At 35.0% G+C, this 24,765-nt stretch carries 11 protein-coding genes; 3 read left to right on the top strand and 8 right to left on the bottom strand.

All coding sequences use genetic code 11. From position 1 onward, the window contains the following. Window positions 1-28 precede the first annotated feature (28 nt). Window positions 29-1,417 carry a radical SAM protein gene (locus tag LNP81_RS23065; RefSeq protein ID WP_230039623.1) on the top strand — a complete coding sequence of 463 codons (1,389 nt, stop codon included), beginning with the start codon at window positions 29-31 and terminating at the stop codon, window positions 1,415-1,417. Between the two features lie 975 nt (window positions 1,418-2,392). Here the strand turns inward: LNP81_RS23065 and chiA are convergent. From chiA to LNP81_RS23105, 8 genes are all read right to left on the bottom strand, one after another. After that, the gene (gene chiA / locus LNP81_RS23070; RefSeq protein WP_230039624.1) at window positions 2,393-7,129 is read right to left on the bottom strand and encodes a T9SS-translocated chitinase ChiA; all 4,737 of its coding nucleotides are present in this window, start codon (window positions 7,127-7,129) and stop codon (window positions 2,393-2,395) included. 485 nt (window positions 7,130-7,614) lie between these two features. Continuing rightward, window positions 7,615-9,681 carry a beta-N-acetylhexosaminidase gene (locus LNP81_RS23075; protein ID WP_230039625.1) on the bottom strand — a complete coding sequence of 689 codons (2,067 nt, stop codon included), beginning with the start codon at window positions 9,679-9,681 and terminating at the stop codon, window positions 7,615-7,617. A 159-nt stretch (window positions 9,682-9,840) separates the two neighbouring features. Beyond that, complete coding sequence (gene nagB / locus LNP81_RS23080) at window positions 9,841-11,778, bottom strand: glucosamine-6-phosphate deaminase (RefSeq protein ID WP_230039626.1); 1,938 nt, start codon at window positions 11,776-11,778, stop codon at window positions 9,841-9,843. 118 nt (window positions 11,779-11,896) lie between these two features. Then, window positions 11,897-13,474 (bottom strand): SusD/RagB family nutrient-binding outer membrane lipoprotein, encoded by a 1,578-nt coding sequence (locus tag LNP81_RS23085; protein WP_072965124.1) that lies wholly within the window; start codon window positions 13,472-13,474, stop codon window positions 11,897-11,899. An 11-nt stretch (window positions 13,475-13,485) separates the two neighbouring features. Then, a complete protein-coding gene (locus LNP81_RS23090; protein WP_121319556.1) occupies window positions 13,486-16,551 on the bottom strand; it encodes a SusC/RagA family TonB-linked outer membrane protein in 3,066 nt (1,021 codons plus the stop codon). A 351-nt stretch (window positions 16,552-16,902) separates the two neighbouring features. Then, the gene (locus tag LNP81_RS23095) at window positions 16,903-17,928 is read right to left on the bottom strand and encodes a glycosyl hydrolase family 18 protein (RefSeq protein WP_230039627.1); all 1,026 of its coding nucleotides are present in this window, start codon (window positions 17,926-17,928) and stop codon (window positions 16,903-16,905) included. Between the two features lie 89 nt (window positions 17,929-18,017). Then, window positions 18,018-19,538, bottom strand: coding sequence for a SusD/RagB family nutrient-binding outer membrane lipoprotein (locus LNP81_RS23100; RefSeq protein WP_230039628.1), 1,521 nt, complete (start codon window positions 19,536-19,538; stop codon window positions 18,018-18,020). An 11-nt stretch (window positions 19,539-19,549) separates the two neighbouring features. Continuing rightward, window positions 19,550-22,738 (bottom strand): SusC/RagA family TonB-linked outer membrane protein, encoded by a 3,189-nt coding sequence (locus LNP81_RS23105; protein ID WP_230039629.1) that lies wholly within the window; start codon window positions 22,736-22,738, stop codon window positions 19,550-19,552. 270 nt (window positions 22,739-23,008) lie between these two features. On the opposite strand from LNP81_RS23105, the gene LNP81_RS23110 reads away from it, so the two are divergent. Together LNP81_RS23110 and LNP81_RS23115 are read left to right on the top strand one after the other, a co-directional pair. Then, window positions 23,009-24,061: a sensor histidine kinase gene (locus LNP81_RS23110; protein ID WP_230039630.1), complete on the top strand. Its 1,053-nt coding sequence runs from the start codon at window positions 23,009-23,011 to the stop codon at window positions 24,059-24,061. Continuing rightward, a complete protein-coding gene (locus LNP81_RS23115; protein WP_089481263.1) occupies window positions 24,051-24,752 on the top strand; it encodes a LytR/AlgR family response regulator transcription factor in 702 nt (233 codons plus the stop codon). Before LNP81_RS23110 ends, LNP81_RS23115 begins: the two co-directional genes overlap by 11 nt. Window positions 24,753-24,765 lie beyond the last annotated feature (13 nt).

Here is a 24,765-nt window from a genome sequence, read left to right on the forward strand (position 1 = left end):
TTTTAATTTACCATATAAAATTAATTTGATGAAAACGCGCGATTATATATTTTACGATTATACCAAAAGTTTGTGCCACCATTGTCTGGCTCTTGTAGATACTAAAATTGTATTTCAGGATGACAAAGTCTGGATGCTGAAACATTGTAAAACGCATGGCGAAATGAAATCTATGATTGCTGATGATGTCAACTATTATAAGCAGCTTCGTAATTACAACAAGCAATCTGAAATGCCATTAAAATTCAATACAAAAGTGCATTACGGATGTCCTTATGATTGTGGATTATGTACCGATCATGAACAACATTCTTGTTTAACAATTGTAGAAGTTACAGACCGATGCAATCTCGCCTGCCCTACTTGTTATGCAAGTTCGGCTCCTAATTATGGCAGGCATCGAACTTTAGAGGAAATCGAAAAAATGTTTGATACGGTTGTGGCAAACGAAGGAGAACCGGATGTGGTTCAGATTTCGGGAGGAGAACCAACTGTGCATCCGGAATTTTTTAAAATTTTAGATATTGCCAAAAGCAAGCCTATTAAACATTTAATGCTAAATACAAATGGTATTCGTATTGCAAAAGACATCAATTTTGTAGAAAAACTGGCTACTTATATGCCTGATTTCGAAATCTATCTTCAGTTTGATAGTTTTAAACCTGAAGTCTTGGAAAAATTAAGAGGTGAGGATTTAACAGAAGTTCGCAAAAAAGCAATCGAACATTTGAATCAATTTAATATTTCAACCACATTAGTAATCACACTTCAAAAAGGAGAAAACGATGATGAAATTGGTCAGATAATCGAGTATGCATTACAACAAAAATGTGTGCGCGGCGTTACTTTTCAGCCTACACAAGTTGCAGGACGAAATGACAATTATGATGATATTTCAGGAAGAATAACATTGACCGAAGTGCGTAGAAAAATCTATGAACAATATCCTGTTTTTACTCCACAAGATTTAATTCCGGTTCCCTGTAATCCAGATGCTTTGTGCATGGCGTATGCGCTAAAAATTGACGGAGAAGTATTTCCTATGACACATTTGATCAATCCTGAAGATTTGCTGAATAACTCAAAAAATACTATAGTTTTTGAGCACGACGAAAAACTAAAAACACATATGCTCAATTTATTTAGTACGGGAATATCTGTAGATTGTGCCGAAGGTGAATTTAGTGAACTGATGTGCTGTTTACCAAGAGTACAATCTGACACACTGAATTACAATAATTTATTCCGTATTCTTATTATGAATTTTATGGATGCTCATGATTTTGATGTTAGGGCAGTTAAAAAATCATGTGTGCATATTGTCAGTGATAAAATGAAAATTATTCCGTTTGAAACTATGAATTTATTTTACAGGGATAATAAAATTGAAAAAATAAGAGAAAAATTAAATGTTTAATACAACTTTTTAAAATATGGAAGGTTTAATGTTTTTTGGTTTCATTCTGGTAATGATGTTTTTAATTGGCTTTTTTGGTTTAATTTTCGCCAAAGACAATAAAAAACTTTACTTAAGACTATTGTTAATTCCAATAATTATTGCTGTGATAGGTTTTGGAACCTGTGTAGTAATCGTGAGCAATCTTTAACTTTTTTGAGTTAAAAAATAAAAATCAGCGGAGTTGCTTTTGCTTTTAATGGCTCACGGATGACACAGATTCGCTATGCGAAAACGCGGATTATGCGGATTTTTTATTCTCATTTTTGTCATCCTGACGCAGGAAGGATCACACTAGTTGATCGATAAAGATTGGCGAATTTCTACGCGGAGTTTCTAGTGTGATCCTTCCTTCGTCAGGATGACAATATTGGGGTTACTTTGCTTTTAATGGCACGCGGATGACACGGATTCGCTATGCGAAAACACGGATTATGCGGATTTTTATTCTCATTTTTGTCAATCCTGACGAAAGAAGGATCACACTAGTTGATCGACAAAGATTGGCGAATTTCTATGCGGAATTTCTAATGTGATCCTTCCTTCGTCAGGATGACAATACTGGGGTTACTTTGTGTTAAAAATGATACTCTAATACATAATTTGAAAATATAATTTCTTATTAAAACAAATGCCCTAGCCCTGATAGAAGCGGTATCCTTTTATTTTTTTCCTTTAAAAAAATAAAAGATACAAGTGAATAGCAGGAAATAGCTCCTAAAAAAAATCACTATTAATTTTACTTCACTTTAAAGCATAAAAAAACCTGACAATATAATTGCCAGGTTCATAATGCTCGCCTCCGGGTGAAAACCAAATAACAAATCACCTAAATTTGATGCATTTATTCGAAATAAAAACTAGATTAAAAAATAAATAACCAAACTCAATTTTAACCGTCCTAATTTTTTTATTTCTAAATTTTCATTCATTTAATTAATTTAAAAAGTTCATTACTTTCAGTGATTTTTTGTGTCCTGCTCTGTCTGTTACGATCACTACAAATATTTGTTTTGTTGAGAAACTGTAATTTTGAAGCAGTATTTCTTTATTATTCTGAATGTTTTTATGACTCACCAATAATTGTCCAATGGTATTGAAAACCTCTACCTGAGCGATATCCTGGGTTTCATTTGTAACTGATAATGCATCGTTTTTGAAATAAGCCACGGTTGTGTTATTTGCTTCGATGGTATCTACTGACAGTTTTTTTGCTGTTGACTGCGATGCAAAATACGCGGCATAGGCTTTAGATAATTCAGATGAATTACCACAAGAAGATGCGTCCCAATTTACAGACCAGGTCATTAAACCTCGCAAAGAAGGATAAGGTCCGCCTGGCTGCATAGTGTATGTTCTTCCTGAAAACGTGGTTCCGTTTCTTAAATAATCCATAGCATTAATTCCTTCTGCAGGCGTTAAATAACCGCTGCCTGCTGCACTTGGACAAGCTGGTAATGCAATAAGAACTTTTGAGGCCGGTAAACCATCAAAACGCATTCCTGTCGTACCAATATTATACCCTTTTATGACCATATCGGTTAGGGCTGTTACCATGTTTGCTTTCTTAGCAGAACCATAATATTGACCATCTAATCCGTTTTCTCCTCCTGTATTATACAATTGTACCGCTAACAAATCTAATTCATTACGTAAGTTTTGAATGATTGGCAAGAAAGAACCAAAAGTATCTGTGTAGGTAGAATATCCTCCTTGTACGTATTGGGTTTCCGGAGCTGCAGTTAATAGAAATCCAGGACCATAGTACGCTTTTAATTCTTTGAAAGCATCTACTACGTTTTTTAATCTAGGATAAGCAGAAATACCCGCATACGAAATATCTCTTAAACCTCCTGCATTAAAATTCATCGATCCGCCTTCAAAATCAATATCGACTCCATCAAATTGATACTCATCGATAATGGCCTTTAGACCATTAACAAAAATATTCTTTTGAGTTACATTGTCTAAAACAACATGACCATTTTGACCTCCAATAGAGACAATAACAGGAACGCCGCTATCTCTTAGGGATTTTATATCGTTTTTCAACAATTGTTTATTGAAAACACCATTTGTCAAATATCGGGTGTCATTTGTAGTTAACACTGGTGTATAACCATCGCGATTAACGGTTTCTACAAAAGAATAATCGACTACATTAAATTTACTTCCCACCATTTGAGAGAAGTATAAAAACGGAGCACCAGCATTTTCCCACGAATGTGCGTATCCTAAAATAATTTTGGATGGAAGTGGGATAAATCTATTCGTGCTCACCGGAGCAATTTTTATTGTATTGTTTAATGTAGTTACAGCAGCTTTATTATCTGTTGCTTTGATTACAACCGGATAATCCTGATAAGCAGATGGTGTAAAATTATACGTATAGGTATTATTTGTACCTGCTGTCATGTTGAATGTACCTCCATTTATTGTAATAGTAACACCTGAAACCGATCCGTCACTATCTACAGCTGTAACTGAAATTGGTACAACCTGAAAAGAACTTTGGTTTACAGTACCCGATGGTGAATTCCAAGTAATTACAGGCAATGAATTAGGACAAGTTGATCCTGAACATTGTAAAGAGAATGCTTTAGTGTTTTCGGCTGTTGTACCACTTGAAGAGGTTACTGTTGCTTTCAACGTATAATTTTTGTTGAAATCTGCTGCAACCGGTGTCCAGTTTGCCACATATTCTGTTCCTGAAAGTGTTGCTGTAATATTTTGTCCGTTGATATTGAATACTACTGACGAAATAGTTAAAGTAGCATCTACACTTGCAGTTGCTTTAAGCTGAATTGCAGTTCCCGGAGCAATGGCTACAGTTGCCAATGACGGACTTGTAATAGTTACCTGAGGTGGCGTAATTGTAACTGTATTGGTATTGAAGTTGTAAACCTGAGGCGTTGTTGGCATCGCAAAATTTACCAGATTATTAGGGAAATATGCGGTATTATTGTTCTCCCAACCATTCAGTTTTAAACTTAAAACTTGTGTATAACCTGCTGTAACTGTATTATCAAAAGTATAATTTCCTGATGCATCTGTTGTTGCAAGGACACTTTTCCAGTTATGCGTATTATCTGTCCAGGGCACTACTAATTCTACTTTAGCTCCTGCAACAGGAGTTGTCCCATTTTTAACAGTTCCGCTAATTAAGTTAGTACTTACAAGTGCTGCTCTTGCAGTAGAACCTGTACTGAAGTTGTAAACTGTTGGGTTTGCAGGAACGGCAAAATTGGCCAGATTATTAGGTAGGTAAACTACTTCTCCGTTTTCCCAAGTGTTTAATTTTAAACTTGTAATTGTGGTATATCCTGCTACAACTGCATTGTCAAAACTATATTTTCCCTGAGCATCTGTGGTGGCGATAACACTTTTCCAGGGATGTGTATTATCTGTCCATGGTAAAAGTATTTCTACTTTGGCACCAGAAACAAAATTTGCTCCGTTTTTAACCGTTCCGCTAATTTTACCTGAAGGAGTTACAATAACATCCTGAGCATAGTTTAGTGTTTTATTGGCCACTAAATTGGTGTAAACTGTTGAAGCCGGTGTAAACGTTTGCCCTGTTAAAGCTGCTGTTACGGTATAATTTCCTCCAGAAGGCAAACTAAGCGAATAAGCACCACTTGTATTTGTAACTGCTGTGAAATTTCCGGTTGTAGAAGTGGCTGTAACTGTTACGCCCGAAACCGGAGTGGTATTGTTTACAACAGTTCCGCTTACGGTATAATTAACAATTGGTGCTCCCTGAATAAAATTCAAAGTTTTGTTTGCATCAATTGCATTATAAACTGTAGAAGCTGGTGTGTATGAGAATCCTGATTTTGCAGCTGTAACTGTAAAATTAAGTCCCGCTGTTAAACCCGCAACGCTGTAAACTCCGCTTGCATTCGAAACTGCAGTTAAAACTATTGTTCCTGAAGTAGCCGAAACTGTTACGCCAGAAACCGGAGTTGTTCCGTTAAGAACTGTTCCGCCAACGGTATAAGTAGGTTGTGTTCCGTTGATCACTACAGCAGTTTGATTTACTGTAACGTTGTTTAAAGTAACCGGAACAAATGTATAAGACGCTTTTAAAGCTGTTAGTGTATAATTTTGTCCTGAAGTTAAGTTATTGAATGTAAAATTGCCACCTGTAGAAACTACCGTTTGCAATACTACATTGCTTGCATTACGTAATTCAACAGTAACATCCGGAACCAAAGCCGATCCGTTTTTTACAGAACCTGCAATACTTACTGTTCCCGGAACTACGCTCCCGAATGAGGTATCAACCTGAGTTAATAATGAGTTTGGAATTGAACCTCTTGTATCCTGAGACAATTCCCAAACCATACCTCCGGCAAGATTTTTCGATTTAATATATTGCACTTTTAAATCCATTGATTGTTTATCTTCATACGAGATAAACTGTTTTAAAGTAGCATTGTATAAATAAGGAACTTTTGTTGTATTATCAAAATAACGTACCCATCCTGCCGAAGCTGCACTTGGAGTAACCAACATGGTATTTGGATCTAAATAAGCATGTGAATTCGTAACCGGATTTCCTACCAGATCACAAATTTCGATGCTTCCTGAACGTTCGCAGGCTGCTGCTCCGTCCCAGGTTCCGATAGGGTTTTGCGGATTCGTGCAACCAGGAACGATATCTCTTGGTGCTGAAACGAATAATCCCGGTAAATTAGGATTGGTTCCGTTATTGGCCACATGATCAAATTTCTTTCCGTAGAAAGGCAATCCCATGATTAATTTATTGGCAGGAAAACCAACTACATTCAAATATTGATTGGTTAATTCATCCAGAGATTCTGATTGTGCTGCACCATATAGCGGATCATTTGCGTTTCCACTTCCGTATAAAGGAGCATTGTAGCACGTTTTATCGTACCAGTTTCCTCCAAAATCATATCCAAAATAGGTGATATAATCACAATAAGTCGAAATGTCTTCTGTCATTCCGTATTGCGATCTGTTGTTTGGCCCTAAGTATTGTTTGGATACATTTCGAACATTGTTTCCAGCCGCAATTGTCACTAATTTATTTGGCATTGCCTGACGCATTGCTTTCAATAAATAAACTAAGTTTTTGTTGTCGTCCGGGCTGTACTTTTGCGGAGGAATTGGTGCTCCGTTGATTACTTCAGTACCATCTGTTCCGCCGGAAAGAGGATATTCCCAGTCGATGTCGAAGCCATCAATAAAAGGATAAGTGGTAATGAATTTTGCCATGTCTGCTGCCAAAGCGGCTCTTGCAACAGGACTTGCTGCAATTGGAGAAAGATCCTGACCTTTTGTCCATCCTCCTACAGAGATTAAAACTTTTAAATGCGGGTACTTTTCTTTCAACTTTTTCAAGTCATAAAAGTTTCCTTTTACTGGAGCATCCCAAGGGATTCCGCCTTCAATATGCTCAAAATCGGCATAGCTGTCCAAACATAATAATTTGGTGTTCTCAGGATGGGCCGGATCATAAGTTGTCCCATAAAAAGAATAATTCAAATGCGTCAATTTACTTCCGTCGATCTTGGGGATATTAAAATCCCGGGCATAGATAGACCATTGCGCATAATACCCCACTACCTTTTTGCCGTGAGCTGGTTGGGCTAACGCGAGTAAGGGAAACAGTAACAAAAAAAGCAATCTGTAATAATGTTTCATAGTTAAATTAATATTGGTTAATAGAAAAAAATAAATATTCCAATTACAATAAATTGTGCGCCAAAACACGGCACATAAAAAAACAATAACTGGGTTTCAATAAATTGCAAATAGAAAACATTGCAACCCATTGGATTAATTCATATTACTTCTAAAAATAAATACTACTATTACTGATTTTCCATAATCATTAGTGAATAGCACTGATTGATATTTATTTAATTTAAAAAATTAGGTTAGTCAATGATAAATTTGGGGTTTATCAATTTCAATACTTGTTTGTCATGTTTATGCTTTATTCTGTTTTATTTGGTTTTAAATGTTAATACTTCTTATTTGGTTACTATATTTTTTATTTGATTTAATGATTTTAATCTAGTTGCTTTTACCATATTCACCTCTACCAGAAACTTCTGGTAGAGATAAATAAATTACTAATAATCATGGTAACAAAACTTACTAAATACTAACTCAAACCAAACTCTTTAAATTAATTTTTTAAGACTTGCATATACTGATAGCTCAACATCTGCATGATCTTTTGTATTACATTGCTCAATTAAGCTTTTTAGATCATCTGTTTTTAATGTTGATTTATTATCTAAAACAAGCAATAATTCCTGCGATGCATCTGTCAGCTTTTTAGACAAAGGCAAAATTGGCTGTACTAATGGCGCATTTGCACTCAGGGCAACTAATTCTTTATTTAAGGCAATCCATCTATTAAAATAAGAGGCTACTTTAGCTTTATTTTCCGGTGTTTTATTGGCCAGATATTGCGTTACTGCATCATCAAAATCTAAAGAATCTTTGGCATCCGGTCCGCAAGCATCAGCAAAAAGTGTAAACGGAGAATACATTTGATATTCTGTTCCGCCTTTATTACGTGTATATCCTTTTAATGGCTCACAAACATTCGAGAACTCATTTAGAGAGGCAATATTTTGATTGTTTGTGATGTTTCTTAAAATCACATCTTTGTTGCGAATGTGTGTTAATCCTATTTCTTCTAATCTAAAAGAAACTACTTCAAGACGTTTGCGCATATTGGCTACATCTGTAATATCTTCTGCTGACCAAAGTCTTTCTGCAATTGCAGCTGTTCTTGGCCAAAGTCTTGAATCTATAGTTGTTGGCGTTACCAATTCTGTCCACATTGTAGCTTCCCCACCCAATATTCTTGCTTTTTCTTCGGCAGTTAAATTGGCTCCTTTTGGCATCGGATCATTCAAATAATGACTTGCAATTGGGTACATCAAATCGATATAATATCCGTTTGATAAAACTGTTTTATATCCTTTTTTTACTGCATCAACCAATGACTGACCCGCAATAACTCCTTCGTTAGGACCTCTCCAGGAATGAATAATGGCATCTTTTGACATGTTTTTTGTCAAAATTTCTTCCCATCCCATTAATTGTTTACCATGTTTTTTAAGCATTGGTACTAATTGCATGGTAAAATAAGTTTGCAATTCATGATTGTTTGCCAACTTGTTTTTCTTCATGAATTCCTGAATTTTTGGGTTTGCATCCCAGTCTTTACCCTCGTTTTCATCTCCCCCGATATGAAAATAAGCGCCTGGGAATAATGGACAAACCTCATCAAAAATTTCACTTAATAATTGATATGTTTTAGGATTTGAAGGATCTAATGTTGGCGAAAAAATACCTGCATTTCTTTCAATTCCATAGGTAGTAATTGCTGTACCCTGAATATTTTTTTCAGAAGTTCCTCCTGTCAATGTAATCACTTTGCTTCCTATTTCCGGATAAGCGGTAAGTATTGCAGATCCATGACCAGGAACATCTATTTCCGGAACAACCAAAATACCGCGCTCATCAGCATATTTTACGATATTTTTGATTTCTTCCTGTGTGTAATACATTCCATCTGAAGCTACATCAATCAATTTGCGATGTTTTTTCATTTCGATTCTCCAACCCTGATCGTCTACTAAATGCCAGTGAAAAACATTCATTTTCATAGCAGCCAATCCATCGATATTTCTTTTGATGACATCAATTGGCTGAAAATGTCTTGAAACATCAATCATTAAACCTCTCCAGGTAAATCTTGGAAAATCTGAAACTTTTGAGTTTGGAAAATAAAATGAGTTATTATTATTCTGTAACATTTGCAATAACGTTTCAAGGCCATGAAGTGCTCCTAAATCGCTGGTTGCATTGATTATAATCTGATTTTGTTTGATATCTAAATGATAGCTTTCATCTTCATACAAACCAATTTTTCCCGCTTTGGTACAATTGATCTGAAGTGAAGCTGTTGGAACTTCATTTAATTTAGTAATAAAACCTTGTTCGAAAAAAATACCGGTTCTACCATCTAAGCGACGTAAAAAACGAGTTACTCCACCAAAAATTCGAGGATTAGGATTTCCGGTAATGTTTACTTTAAAGTTTTTGTTTAAAGCAAAATTTCCGTCGTTTACAACAATACTCTGAGGCCAGGGCATAAGATTTAGCTGCTCTTTTTGAATTTGAGCACTAGAAGTTACACCTGCTAATAGTAGGACTAATAAATATTTCATTTTTTACTGTTTTTGAAAAAGATGTTATCCGGAGATAACAGTATTAAATAAATAAGAAACAAAACTCAGAATGATCTCTATTGAATCCTCACTTTCCTTATGAAATCAATCTGAATTTTGTAATGTGATTCGCTCTCACCCGAATCTTAAATTGTTATTCTAGTAATCAAAACGTTTAAAAGCTTCGATTGCTTCGTATTCTGCCAATCCTAAATCATCGTATAAAATCGCAGTGTTTTTGTTACGGTCTTCGGCTCTAACCCAGAATTCTCTAGAGTCATTTCCCTGAAACATAACCCTGTCTTTTTGAGATTGGTGGTATAAAATCGCATGACGTTTTAATAATACTTCTGATGGAGAAAGCGGAACAGCCATATCAATTTCATGAATGTCCCATTCGTGCCAGGCTCCTCTATAAAGCCATAACCAGCAATCATCCATGTATTTTTCTGGTTTTAATTGTTTCATGGCGGCAAAAATCGCATTCAGACAAACTTCGTGCGTTCCGTGCGGATCTGCCAAATCTCCGGCTGCAAATACCTGATGCGGTTTTATCTTGGCGATAATATCTTTTACAATGGCAATATCTTCAGCTCCTAACGGATTCTTTTTTACCTGTCCTGTTTCGTAAAACGGAAGATCTAAAAAGTGCGTATTCTCATCTTTTAAACCAATATATCTTGTGGCCGCATAAGATTCTCTTCTTCTTATTAATCCTTTTAATTTTCGAACTTCAAGAGAATCGATCTCGTTTTCTGACTTGTTGTTTAAGAATTCAATTACCGATGTGAAGTTGATTCCGCTACCGGCTTCGCCAATAAAATCTTTGGCAACCTCAGCAAATTTTAATGCTTCGTCATCTGTAACCGCTATATTTCCGGAGGTCTGATATACTACATGTACATCGTGACCTTGTTTTATCAATTTTGAAAAAGTTCCTCCCATAGAAATCACATCATCATCCGGATGTGGACTAAAAAGAATCACTCGTTTTTTTGCTGGATTGGCTCTTTCTGGACGATGCGAATCATCGGTATTGGGTTTTCCACCCGGCCATCCTGTGATGGTATGCTGCAATACGTTGAACATATTGATGTTCAAATCATACGCAGAACCTTCCTGCGCCAATAGATCAGACATTCCGTTGTTGTTGTAATCTCTGTCTGTTAATTTTAATATCGATTGTTTTGTTTTTTGGCACAACCAAACAATCGCTTTGCTTTTTAATTCCTGTGTCCAAATGCATTCTCCAACAAGCCAAGGCGTTTTGAAACGCGTTAGTTCAGATGCTGCAGACTGGTCTAATACGAAAGTCGCATTAGCATGATTTTGTAAAAATGTAGCAGGAACTTCTGAAGATATATCCCCCTGAATAGTTCTCTTGATGATATCGGCTTTGTTTTGTCCCCAAGCCATAAGTACGATTCTCTTCGATCTCATGATCGTAGAAACTCCCATGGTAATCGCTCTTTTAGGAACATTGTCGATTCCATTAAAATCTGATGAGGCGTCTACTCTTGTAATATGATCCAGTGTAATAATTCTGGTTCCTGAATTGATGTGCGATCCCGGCTCGTTGAAACCCACGTGACCTGTACGCCCAATTCCTAATAATTGAAAATCAAGACCTCCGGCGTTTTTAATATTCATTTCATAATCAATACAATATTGGTTTAATTCATCAATATGTACCGTTCCGTCAGGAATATTAACATTCTCTGGTTTGATGTCAATATGATTAAAAAGATGCTGATGCATGAAATAATGATAGCTCTGATTGTTTTCTTTGGTCATTGGATAATATTCATCCAGATTGAAAGTAATCACGTTGCTAAAGCTCAGGCCTTCCTCTTTGTGCATTCTCACTAACTCTTCGTAAACTTTTATAGGAGAAGAACCTGTTGCTAAACCTAATACACAAGATTTTCCTTTTTCTTGTTTAGATCTAATTAATTGCGCAATTTCCTGCGCTACAATTATAGAAGCTTCTGCTGAATTTTTGAAGATTTCATTATGGATTTTCTCAAATCTGGTTTCTTCAAATTTTCCCGCACTTTTATAGCTGATATCAGGTTTTATTTCTAAAGCACTTTTCATTTCTTTTTCTTTTTTTTGCTATTTACAATTTTGGTTTTTGAAATGGTATAAGCAACTCGCATTGCTTATACCATTTACTAACCAAACTTAAATTCTTATAGTTCTTTGATATTTTATTTTAGAAATTTGGAGCATCAACGTCCCACCAGGTTCTAGTTCCGCCAGTATCAGGTCCTCCAAGTTTTGCAAGACCTGTTGCTACCCCTCCAGGGTTTCCATCTTTTTCAGTAGAAACAAAAGGCATTCTTCTTACACCTAATTCAGTACTAATTAAACCAGCACTTTGATTATTAAGAATTGGCAATAATTTAGGGTAACCTGTTCTACGGTGATCAGACCAAGCTTCGTAACCGTCAGGAAAGTTCGCGATCCATTTTTGAGTAATGATTTTTTGCAATTTTACTTCATTGCTTGCTGTTTCATCCCAGGCAACGGTAACTTTGTTTACAGCTACACCATTGTTAAACGAAGCAACCGGATCTATATAATCTTTAGCCATTTTTACATTATTTGCAATATAATCAGCAGCACCACCAGTAGAAAGCTGATCGAAAGATGCATTGATACCTGCTTTATACAATGTTGCAGCATCACCGCCCATATTCCAACCTCTTAAAGCTCCTTCAGCTCTTAAGAAATAAATTTCAGCAGCATTCAGCCAAACTACTTGTTTGTCTTCATTTATTATTTTACCAAAATTTGAAAATTCCTGATGTAACGTTTTATCTCCCATAATTCCTCCAGTACGTATTCCTTTGTATTGTCCAGGAAATTGCATAGATTCTTTAAAATAAACTTTCATTCTAGGATCGTCGTAACCTCCCATGATAGACTCCATATCTGCAGACATGCGGCTGTCATTATATTCCCCAGATGCTACATTAAGAGGATGTTGCGATACATTTTTGGTAACGATAAAACTATCTGAAGCAAATTTCATTACGCCAAATTTTTGACTCATCGCTTTTTCAGCTTCTGCTTTAGCTAGTGCAGGACTCACTTTTACAATACGCATCGCTAATCTTAAACGCAATGAATTAGCATAAATAACCCATCTTGCATAACTTCCTTTATATGTTGAACGATCTATATTTGTAAAAGAACTTTTCTCTCCGGCGTCGATTCTTTTTGTTAATTCTTCTACGGCAAAGTCTAAGTCTTTAAACATAAATCCGTAAACTTCTTCCTGAGAATCGTATGCAATTGTTGCATCGGTAGTACCAAACTTTGAGTACACTATTGGTCCCCAGGCATCTGCCATTTTATGTAAAGTCTGGACTTTAATAATTAAGGCAAGAGCATAAAACTCATCATATTTACCTTTAGATTCTCTTTCTACTTTATAGAAATTTGCCATAACTTGTGCATAAGCAGCTTCCCAGCACCAAATATTCCAGTTATCAGAAATTGCATACGAAAGGTTATTAGCTCCATCAAAACCCGGAGCCGCGGTGTATCCGCCCCAGTTATTTGCAGATAAGTCATTCGCTACCTGGTATTTCCAACCCGGAACATTTACCATTACGTTATCGAACATGGTTTTAAAAGGACCATTAATATGGTTAAAGTCCTGTGTTGTTTCCTCATAAGTAAAACCATCAGGATTACTATTAACCTGATCAAAATTATCTGTACAACCAACCAAGGCTAAAAGACCAAAACAGATTAATGATTTTTTTATATTATTTGTTTTCATGATATTTTAAATTAGAAAGTTACATTTAAATTAAGACCAATACTTCTAGTTGATGGTAAACCATAAATATCAACTCCTTGTAAACCTTGACCTGTACTTAAAGCAATGTTTGGATCAAATGGTGCATCTTTATAAATAAAGAATAAATTTCTTGCGATTAATGATAAAGTTGCTGTATTCACAAATGGAAGTACTTTTTTATTAAAAGTATAACCTAATGAAACCTCTCTTAAACTTACATTTGTAGCATCATATACATATTCAGCTGTAGCACCATTAACCCCGGCAACTGTAGTATAATATTGCTCAGCAGGCATAGACGTTACTTTTGTACCATCAGGTTTCACTGCATTTACAGCAACACCACCTGCATTTCTTGCATCTCCACTTCTTTTTGATACTCCATAAAAATCATTCATAGATTCTGTAATACTCATTACATCACCACCAAAACGTCCGTCTATTAAGAAGTTCGCTGTAAAAGCTCCAAATTTAAATGTGTTTGACCATCCTAACATAAAATCAGGATTTGCATTACCTACTTCGCGCAATCCAGCTTCTAACGCTACATTTCCTTTATCATCTAAAACAATTTCTCCCTGATCGTTTTTGACAATATGTTTTCCTTCAATAACTCCAAATGGTTTTCCTTCAGTTAAAACATATCTGTAATTGATATTGTTTACAGGAGTCAATGGAATTGTACCTCCTAATTCCTCAGGAATTTCTTTAACTTTATTTCTGTTTTGAGAATAGTTGATTGTTGTATCCCATGAAAATTTATCTCCGGCAATGATTTTTCCGGTAAGAACAACCTCAAAACCTTTGTTTTCGATACTTCCTGCATTAATTCCGTAATTCGTATAACCGTAAGGATTTGTTGCAGGTGCAGGAATCTGAATGTATTGATTTTTAGTTTCTGAATTGTAATACGAAATTTCAAAACCTAATCTGTTATTAAACATTCTCCACTCAGTACCAAATTCAAATTCTGATTTTAGTTCTGGTTTTAATCCATCACCTGGTCTTGGTCCTACCGTAGGAGGAATAAGGTTACCTCCTTGAACAGTTGATTTCGGTGAAGTTACGAAAGCAGAAACGTCATTACCCACTTGAGCATATGTTCCTCTCACTTTTCCGAAGTTAATCCAGTCTGGCATAGTAGTCATTTCGCTTAAAAGAGCTGTAACCCCTACAGATGGATAAAAATATGACCCTGTATCTGTATTTACTAAAGTAGAGGACCAGTCGTTACGTCCTGTAACGTCTAAATATAACATGTTTTTATAACCAAAAGTTGCAGAACCAAAGATCGACTGAACTTCTCTGGAAGAACCTGTAGCCTGAAGACTTAGATTATCTAGTCCTGATGCTTCTCCAAAATTTCCTAATGTAAACAAGTTAGCGTTAACAAGTCCGCCAACAATACCAGAATCTAAAGTAGTCGATTGATTTGCTAATGTGTTATTGATACTTGCTCCTACGATAGCATTAAAGCTAAAATCTTCGTTGAAGTTAGTATTAATTTTAGCAATCAAATCTCCGTAACGCTGTGTGCTTAATGTTCCAACGTTTATATATCTACCGTTTATATTAGATAAAGAAGTATTGGTTGTAGCATAAATCTTTTTATCATAATCGTTTTCAACTCTATTGTAGCTATATCTTGCAGCAATGCTTAACCAATTGTTTGCTTTGTATTCTAAAGCTAAATTTCCGTTGAAGAAATTATCTTTATCAACAGATTTGTTTCTATTGATTAACCAATAAGGATTCTGAACATAAATATCAGCATTTGGTGCACTGTAAAAGTTTTGACCGTATAGGTTTCTAGAAGGAATAAATGTTTCGAAATTATCTTTATAATAATTAAAGTCATTTCCTCTTTGGAACAAATAAACTCCCGTTAATGGGTTTGAGTAAAGTCCGTTTACAGGTCTGTTATCAATAGTTTGGCTTGTATATTTTGCATCAGCAGAAACAGTTAATTTATTATCGAAAAATTTACCTGTCTGGCGGATTCCAAAGTTGTTTTTCTTTAAGCCGTTCCCTTCAATAACTCCTGAAGCAGATGTGTTAGCGTAAGATAAACTTGTTGAAGAAACATCTGTTCCAGTTGTAAAGGCAGCAGAAGTAATTTGTGTAACTCCCGTATTAAAGAAGTCTTTTACAAAATCATTTGATGATACTTTTCCTCCCCAAGATTTTTGTGCATTTGCTGTTCCATATTCATACTGAAATTCTGGTAATGAATGAACAGATTCAAAAGTAGTAACAGAAGACACAGCTAAATTAGATGTGTTTTCTTTCGTCTTTTTAGAAGACAATAAGATAACTCCATTTGCTCCCTGAGATCCGTATAATACAGAAGCTGCTGCACCTTTAAGTACAGTCATTCCTTCGTAGTCGTCTGGATTAATCAAAGAAACAACATCTCCTCCATCACGGTTACCTCCGGCAGTACTACCAAATGAATCGTTTGAAGCATTATAATTACCCTGCTGATTTGAAGAACCATTATATAAAGGAATACCATCAATAACGTAAAGTGGCTGGCTGTTCATAATAGAAGAGTTACCACGGATAAGTACCTTAGTAGATCCTCCAGTACCTCCAGAACTTTTTGTTACAGCAACACCGGCAATTTTACCAGCAATTGTATTGATAACGTTGGCATCTTTTACACGAGTTAGTTCTTCTCCTTTAAGTTCCTGAGCCGAATAAGTTAATGATTTTCTAGTTTTCTTAAGACCTAATGAAGTTACAACAACCTCCGTAAGAGCATTTGATGCTGCAACAGCCATTTTAACATTAATTGTAGCGGCATCGCCTACAACTATTTTTTGAGTTTCAAGACCTACATAAGTAAAAACTAAAGTCTGTCCTTTTTGTACTTCAACTGTGTACAAACCATCAAAATCGGTAGTAGCACCTTTTTGACCTCCTTGTACTGCAACGGACGCCCCTGGCAACGGCAACCCATCAGAATCTGTAATCACACCTTTGACACTCTTTACTTGTGCAAGAGAAACTTGCGCCGTAAAAACAATCATAAAGATTAAGAAAATTTTTTTCATGTTTATTTATTTTGTTAGTTATGGTGTAAATTTATTCTTAAGGGATTGTTAAAAAAAATAATTTATACAAACAGCTTCAAATTTTAAACCAACGACATAAAACAATCAACAATACGTTTCACGAAAACGTTTTCAAATTGATATATAGATTGTATTTATCCTATTTATTAATATTTTACGCAGACATTTTACTTATTTACTGAAAAATCATCATTTACAATAAAAACCTAATAATGTGAGTTTTACAACAAAAAACACTTTAAAAAAGGGTAATTATTCAATAAAACAGAAATTTTAGAATAGTTAAAATCTTATTAATTTAAAGAACCTGTATTTATATATTTTTTGAATTTAGTTGCCACACAATCCTGTAGTCTTTACTTTTAAGCTTGTATATTTTTTATGGATTACATCTAATAAAGAATATTCGCCAAAAGAATCCTGAGCTATTTCCCAAATCATTATTCCTCCAGTGTTTTGAGAAGCAAATTCTACTTTTTTAGCAATCGTAGATTTTCCGTTGTAATATATTTTACCCAGTTCGTCCTGATCTGCAAATTGAGTTCCTGCTAGTATAATCTCATTATAAGTTGAACTTGTAACATCAGGATAAGTAAAATTGTAACCGTAAAAAGGCACACCAAGCGTTAATTTATCAGTGGGTACATTTTGAAGTTTATGCCAAAAATCAATTCCTTCTTTGGCAAACTCAAAAGAACTGTGCTGCCCTGGCTTATCAGGAGACCATGGCCCAGTACTATCGTAAGCCATTATATTAATAAAGTCGAATGCATTTAATGCTTCCTGAGTTATATTTTCGAAACGGGAATTATTAGGCAAAGCTGCTGTTAATAATTTTTTATGCTCTGTAAGGCTCTTTTTTAATTCAATTACAAAACCACTATATCCTGAGGTTACAGCGTTCCATTCGAGATCGACATCTACTCCATCCAACTGATGCACTTCGACAAAGCTGACGATGTTCTGAATTAAAGCTGGCCTGTTTTCTGGCTTATCTATTAAAAAAGACCAATTTGATGCCAGTTCTTCTGATATGACTCCACCGGCGAGTGAAATACTAATTATAATTTTAGGATTAACGGATTTTGCATATTTAACCAAACCATCAAGATCTCCGTTAAATAATATATTGCCATTTTTATCCGGATTTGCAAACGCTATATTAAGATGTGTTAATTGACAAAATTGAATAGAAGTCATTTTACCGAAATTATCCGAAGATAAATAACCTACAACTCTTGCTGTTTTTGTTTTTGAATTTTCAGGATCTGATTGTTTTTCTGTCGAACAACTGTATGCTGAAAAAAGAGAACTTATAAAAAAAAGGATGCCTAACAAGGCTTTATTTTTTATCATAATTTTTAATTTAAACTTGTTGTTTTTAATTTTAATTAGAATGAAAATAACACCTTATTAGGCATAACTTTATATTTGAGACTTATTTTTTAGTTTACATCCCACCAAACTTTACCAAACCAGTCATTCTTTCCTCCTAATCTAGCTAAAGCTTCCTGATAATTTTTTTCATTTTTTTGTAGTTCATCACTTGGATAGTACAAACGTGTTGGCACAATACCACCAGTTCCTGAATCTGAATTTGTTATTGGTATTAAGTGAGGATATCCTGTTCTTCTCCAGTTCGAGTATCCTTCAATACTATTAAATAGATAGGTAATCCAAATTTGTGTTCCAATTTGTTCTTTTTCTGTACCCGGCAATAAAGGTTTCGCATTTACATAAGCATCAATGCTTGCCTGACTTGCAGGAGCCGCACCATAAATAGACAATTGTTTAATTCCTGCCTCAACACCTTTTTTGTAATATTCTGCAGCAGAACCTGAAACCCATCCTCTAAAAGCAGCTTCTGCTAATAACAATTGGCTTTCTGAATAACTTACGTGCAAGAACGGAGTTGTTCTTAATTTTAAATAAGGTTGTATACCAGATGCTGAATTTGATCCTCCGGAAAGCTCCCATCTAAACACTCCCGGTTTAACCCCTTCGTACAATGTTTCTCCCGGTTGCAGTGGCGCACCCGCAACTATACTACTACTGGTTTTAGGAGTAGCGATCATAGTCAATCTTGGATCTCCGTTATTTTTTAAATAATCTATTAGTAATGAACTAAAATGATCTCCCTGCTCATTTCCTATAAAACCATAAGACAATCCGTTTCCTCTATAGTCCAATCTGGCAGGATCATCACTAAAAGGAAAATCTAAATGTTGCATAATACAGTTATCATCATTGCTTTCAAAAACGCCATTTTGCAATGCTGCTTTTGCTTGTTTTTCTGCTTCGGCCGGGCTTACTTCAGAAATTCTCATCGCCGCACGCAAACGCATAGTGTTGGCTAATTTTTTCCATTTTGAAACATCGCCTTTATAAAATAAATCTCCTTTTATTAGATCTTTTCCAACATTTAATTGATTATAGGCTTCTTCTAGTTCTCTAAAAAATGAAGCATAAATATCTTGTTGTTTATCATATTTAGGCGTTACAATTCCTTTAGAAAAAGCCAGACCTGCTTCTGAATAAGGTACATCTCCATAAATATCTGTTAATCGCTGTGCCACCATTACTTTCATAATTTTAGCAACTGCATTCATATTTACAGCCGAAGCATCTTTTCCGGTTACATCCAGAATATCTACAACACTTTTCATTTCATGAGCATATACGTTTCTCCATAAAGCTACCGCATATTCCTCTGAATTATTAAATTTACCACCGTAGTTTGTTACTGCCCAGGAACCAGAGTAATGCTGTACAAAACCTCCGGCATATATTAAATTGGTTCTATGTTGATAGTATCCATCTCCAGACATACACAATTGGGTAAATGAAAGCTGACCTGCCGGATTTGCAGATAACGCCACAGGGTCTTTTTCCAGTTCGTCAAAATTTTCTGTACAGCCAACTACCGTAAAAACTGCAAGCATGGCTATTATATATTTGATTTTCATAATCTACTTTTTTAGAATGTAATTTTAATATTAAAACCATACGATTGTCTTGATGGTAATGAACCATATTCAAAACCTTGTCCGTTTCCTGAAGTATACATAGACTCCGGATCAATGTTTGGTAAATCTTTATTGAATGTCAATAAGTTTCTTCCAAATACAGAAACATAAATTGAGTTTATTTTTGCTCCGCCAAAAACACTTTTAGGTATATTATACCCTAAACTTACCTCTCTTAATTTTACATACGAAGCATCATAAATAAATGGTGCCGGAGTAGCATCTGTAACATTTCTCCAATATTCCTGAGGATCTACAGGTTTGGTATTTTTTACATAAACAGGATTCTGAGCCGTTCCTGTATTTACTACTCCATTTGCCACATAACCACCTGTAGGAACCCAACTATTGATGTCGAAATTAGGATCATTTGCAGCAGCTTGTGTTCTTGCAGCGATATACGCATCTCTTCCCTCTGTAGTAACATCTAATAATCCTCTCATTGCAGCAACTGAATTTGTCATAGAATATACATCCATACCAAATTTCATATCTAATAAAAACTGAAGCGTGATTCCTTTATAAGTAAATCTATTGGTTAAACCCGCTGCCCAATCCGGAACTCCTTTTCCTAAAACTACTTTATTATCTGTATATACAGGCATACCTTGTGCATTTACAATCATTTCTCCTGAAGGTGTTCTTTCAAAATCTCTTCCAATGATAGTACCGTATTTTCCACCAACCTGAGCAACAATCGCTGCGTTAGCCCAACGAGCCTCAGAAATTGTGTATGTATTAATTTCAGGATGTAAAGAAAGAATTGAGTTTTTATTTCTCGAATAGTTTAAGTCAATTCCCCATTCAAAGTCTTTCGTTTTTATTGGTGAACCAGATAAAAAGACCTCAATACCTTCGTTACGCAATTCACCGGCATTTACAGAAAGATATTCATATCCTGATGTTGATGAAGATGCTAAATCAAGAGTTTGATCAGATGTATCTTCACGATACACAGTTATATCAGCTTTTAATCTATTTTTAAAGAAAGCTGTTTCTAAACCAAACTCGATTCCTTTTTTCGTTTGAAAAGTCAGGTTTGCATTTGGTGCCGATGTATTCTTAACATTTACCACACTTTGTCCGTCGTAAGAAGAATAAGTAGTATAGTTTAATGCATTTTTATAAGCCCCCGGAGCATTAGAAACTTTTGCCCACGAAGCTCTTAATTTTCCATAAGAAAAAGTATCACCCTGAATGTTAAATGCATCCGAGAATACAAATCCTAATGAAGCTCCAGGATAGAAAGCATCCTTATTAATAACGCTAAACCAGTCATTTCTTCCTGTAAACTCAGCATATAGATACCCTTTATAATCCAATTTTGCAGAACCGTAAACAGAATTTGTTCTTGTTCTTGTTTCTATTGGTGCATTTATTGTCTGCGTTGAAAAATTACTAATAAACTCTGTTCCCGGCTGAATAATATTGGTTCCCTCACTAGAATTTTCAGATCTTCTAAAATCTCTTCTGGTTGCTCCTAAAATTCCTGAAAAAGTCAGATCATTAGCTAATTTAATTCCGCTAAAAGTCGCAATGATATCCGTATTCATTTCAGAAACGGTGATATCACCTACTCTAAGATAACCAGTATCTCTTCCAGGCCATGTACTTCCAGGCACCATAAAATCTTTAGAATCAAAAATGTAAGTATCTAAACCAGTTCTAAAAGTCAGCGCAACCCATTTTTCTAGTTGATACGTTCCGGCAACATTCCCGGTAAAACGATTTTTCTTAGAAGTATTGTGGTTTGCATCTACAGTTAAATAAGGATTCAATTGATAAATATTATTGTTCCATTTATAAACTTCTCCAGTCTCCGGATTTCCATAATTTTTCAACCACGCCTGATCAATATTTGGCGCCAGACCACTTAAAGAATACCCCACATTGTTTGGTGAATCACCCAGTCCAGGTCGGTTATTTGTAGTCTCTACCATATAATTTACATTAGCATCTAAAGTAAATTTATCTGATTTTAATGTCACGTTTAAACTAGCATTGTTTCTTTCTAAACCAGAATTAGGAACAACATCATCATTTTTTAAGTTATTAAATCCAAAACGAAGAAATGCATTTTCACTTCCTCCAGAAAGTGCAATTCCGTTTGTTGTTGTAACACCGGTCTTGAAAAAATCCTGAATATTATTTTCAACTCTTGCGTAAGGTCGCATAGAACCATCAAATATTTTTACTTGTGTTCCTACACTATTTGAAAATTTAGGTCCCCAGGCACTGGTCGTATATCCGTAAACTTCACTAGGTGCTTTTGTAGGATCTGGCAAAACTCCATGACCTCCCGTACCATATTCAGTTTGAAAATCATCATATTTTGCATTTACACGGTCAAAACTAACACCACTCATTAATTCGACTTGTAATTTTCCTTTGCTTCCTTTTTTAGTTGTAATTAAAATTACCCCGTTTAACGCTCTTGAACCATATAAAGCTGATGCAGCTGCACCTTTTAATACAGTAAGACTTTCAATATCATTTGGGTTAAGACTTGAAATTCCGTCTCCGTTATCTCTTCCGTCGAACCATTTACTGGCTCCGGCAGTGTCATTATTCAAACCTGAGTTATCAATAGGAACTCCATCAACAATATAAAGTGGCTGGTTACTCTCACCTATACTTGAAATTCCTCTAATAATAACTCTGGAGCTTCCTCCAACTCCTGTGGCAGGCATAGAAATATCAACACCGGCAATTTTACCTGAAAGTGCCGACGCTACATTTGTTGTAATCACCTTATTAAGCTGATCACCTTTAATGTCCTGAACTGCATAACCCAATTCTTTTTTCTGTCTCTTGATACCTAATGCGGTAACAACAACTTCGTTTAGATTTTGTGCATCTTCTGTGAGCACAACATTTACTGTAGCTGATTGTGTTACAGTAACTTTCTCAGTTTTGATTCCGATAAACGAAAAAACAAGCACATCTCCTGCAGATGCTTGTATCGTAAATTTTCCGTCATAATCAGACTGGGTTGCGGTTTTCGTACCCTGAATAATAATACTTACTCCCGGCAGCGGCAATCCGTTTTGATCGCTAACTAAGCCTTTGACTGTTTTTACCTGAGCAAGCGAGAGCTGCGCCGTAAATACAACCATAAAGATTAACATAATTCTTTTCATTTTAACATGGTTTTGTTGGTTAAGCGATAAATTTATTGTTAAAATTAACATAAATAAAACATTTTAAACATACAGCACAAAACCTTAAACGAACGACACAAAACAATCAACAATATGTTTTACGAAAACGATATCCCACATAAATAATATAAAATATGTCTTTTTTTATAAAATTTTATTCAAAAGAATTGTGTTTTACCCAGTAATTGTTTAAAGTTGCACAATATTTCCCACCAAGAAATTATACAACCCTAAATCACCAAATTAAAGTTGACCGAAATCCAAAAATTAAAATTTGATATTAAGCTTAAAAATCATGTTTGGTTTTGGGGCAGCTACTTCACTCTTAACTTTTTGCGATGGGGAGCTTACTTTAATGATTACCCCTATTCGTTCAAATCGAACTTAATTGAATTCTCCCTGCACATTCCGTTAGTCTATTTTAACCTTTTTGTTTTGGTACCCAAATATGTATTGAAACAAAAATACATTCCCTATACCCTCGCATTAATAGCAAGCCTTTTTGGAATCTATCTGCTAAAAACAGCTTTGACCTATTATATTATATCCGAAAACATCTGGCCGGAAGCCAATAGAGAATATCATCCTTTTGATATTAATCATATTCTGGCAGTTTGCATAGGAGAGTTATATGTGCTGGCTATGGCTTCATCTGTTTATTTGACCTTAACATGGCTTCGAGAAAGAGAACGAAACAGATCATTAAGAGAAAACCAGTTCAAAATCAAACTGAAATATCTTGAAAATCAAATTCAGCCGCATTTCTTTTTCAATACACTAAATAATCTCTACGCTTTATCATTAGAATCTTCAGATAAGGTTCCGGATGTTATTATAAAACTATCAAATTTGATGGAATATGTTTTATATGATGTAAAAGGCACCAAATTTGTTCCATTAATTAAAGAAATTGATTACATCCAGAATTATATCGAAATCGAGAAGTTACGCTTTGAGAATGTAGAAGTTACGGTCAATCTCGAATCGAATATAGAAGATATTGTTGTACCTCCTCTAATATTCATTTCATTGGTCGAAAACGCCTTTAAACACGGAGGAATCAACAACAATAATCTAAAAATTAAGATTAATTGTAAAGTTATCGACAATAAAATGTTAGATTTTGAAATCCTAAATAATTTTGTAAATTCACAAAATCTTAATACCAAAGGCGGAATTGGTTTAGTAAATACCAAGAAAAGATTAAAATTAATTTACAAAAACGATTTCAGTTTAAAACATACAACAAAACTAAACTACTATATAATCCGTTTGCAAATACCTATTGATAATGAAGATTAAATGCGTGTTGATTGACGATGAGCCATTGGCGATCAAAGTCCTGCAAAATTATTTTACAAATTTTACAGACTTTGAGGTAATTGGCACATTCAATAATTCTCTGGAAGCACTTGATTTTATAAACAGTACTACTGTCGATGCCGTATTTCTGGACATCAATATGCCTATGATGACAGGTTTTGAACTTATTAGTTTAATCGAAAACAAAACCAAAGTTATCATTACTACCGCTTTTAGGGAATTTGCTGCAGAAAGCTACGATCTTGATGTTCTGGATTATTTAGTAAAACCTATCCCGCTGCCGCGATTTATAAAATGCATTAATAAAATTACTACCGAATACAATTTAAAAAACAATATCAAAGTCGAAACCACAAAAGGCGACTCTCATATTTTCATCAAGGTCGACAAAAAGATGATGAAAATTAATATAGAAGAAATTCTATTTGTCGAAGGAATGAAGGAATACATCAAAGTAGTTACTCCGGATAAAACCTACATTACCCATAAATCACTCACATCTTTGTCAGAAGAATTACCCGCAGATCGCTTTTTGCGCATCCATAAATCTTACGTAATTGCGCTAAACAAGGTAAAATCTATCGAAGGAAACCGCATCCAGATACAATCCTACACCATTCCGATAGGTAGAAATTACAGCAAAGAGGTCAAAAACAAAATTTTAGAATAAACTTTAACTTTTA

Origin of the sequence: Flavobacterium piscisymbiosum, from assembly GCF_020905295.1 — a bacterium.
Classification (GTDB): Bacteria; Bacteroidota; Bacteroidia; order Flavobacteriales; family Flavobacteriaceae; genus Flavobacterium; species Flavobacterium piscisymbiosum.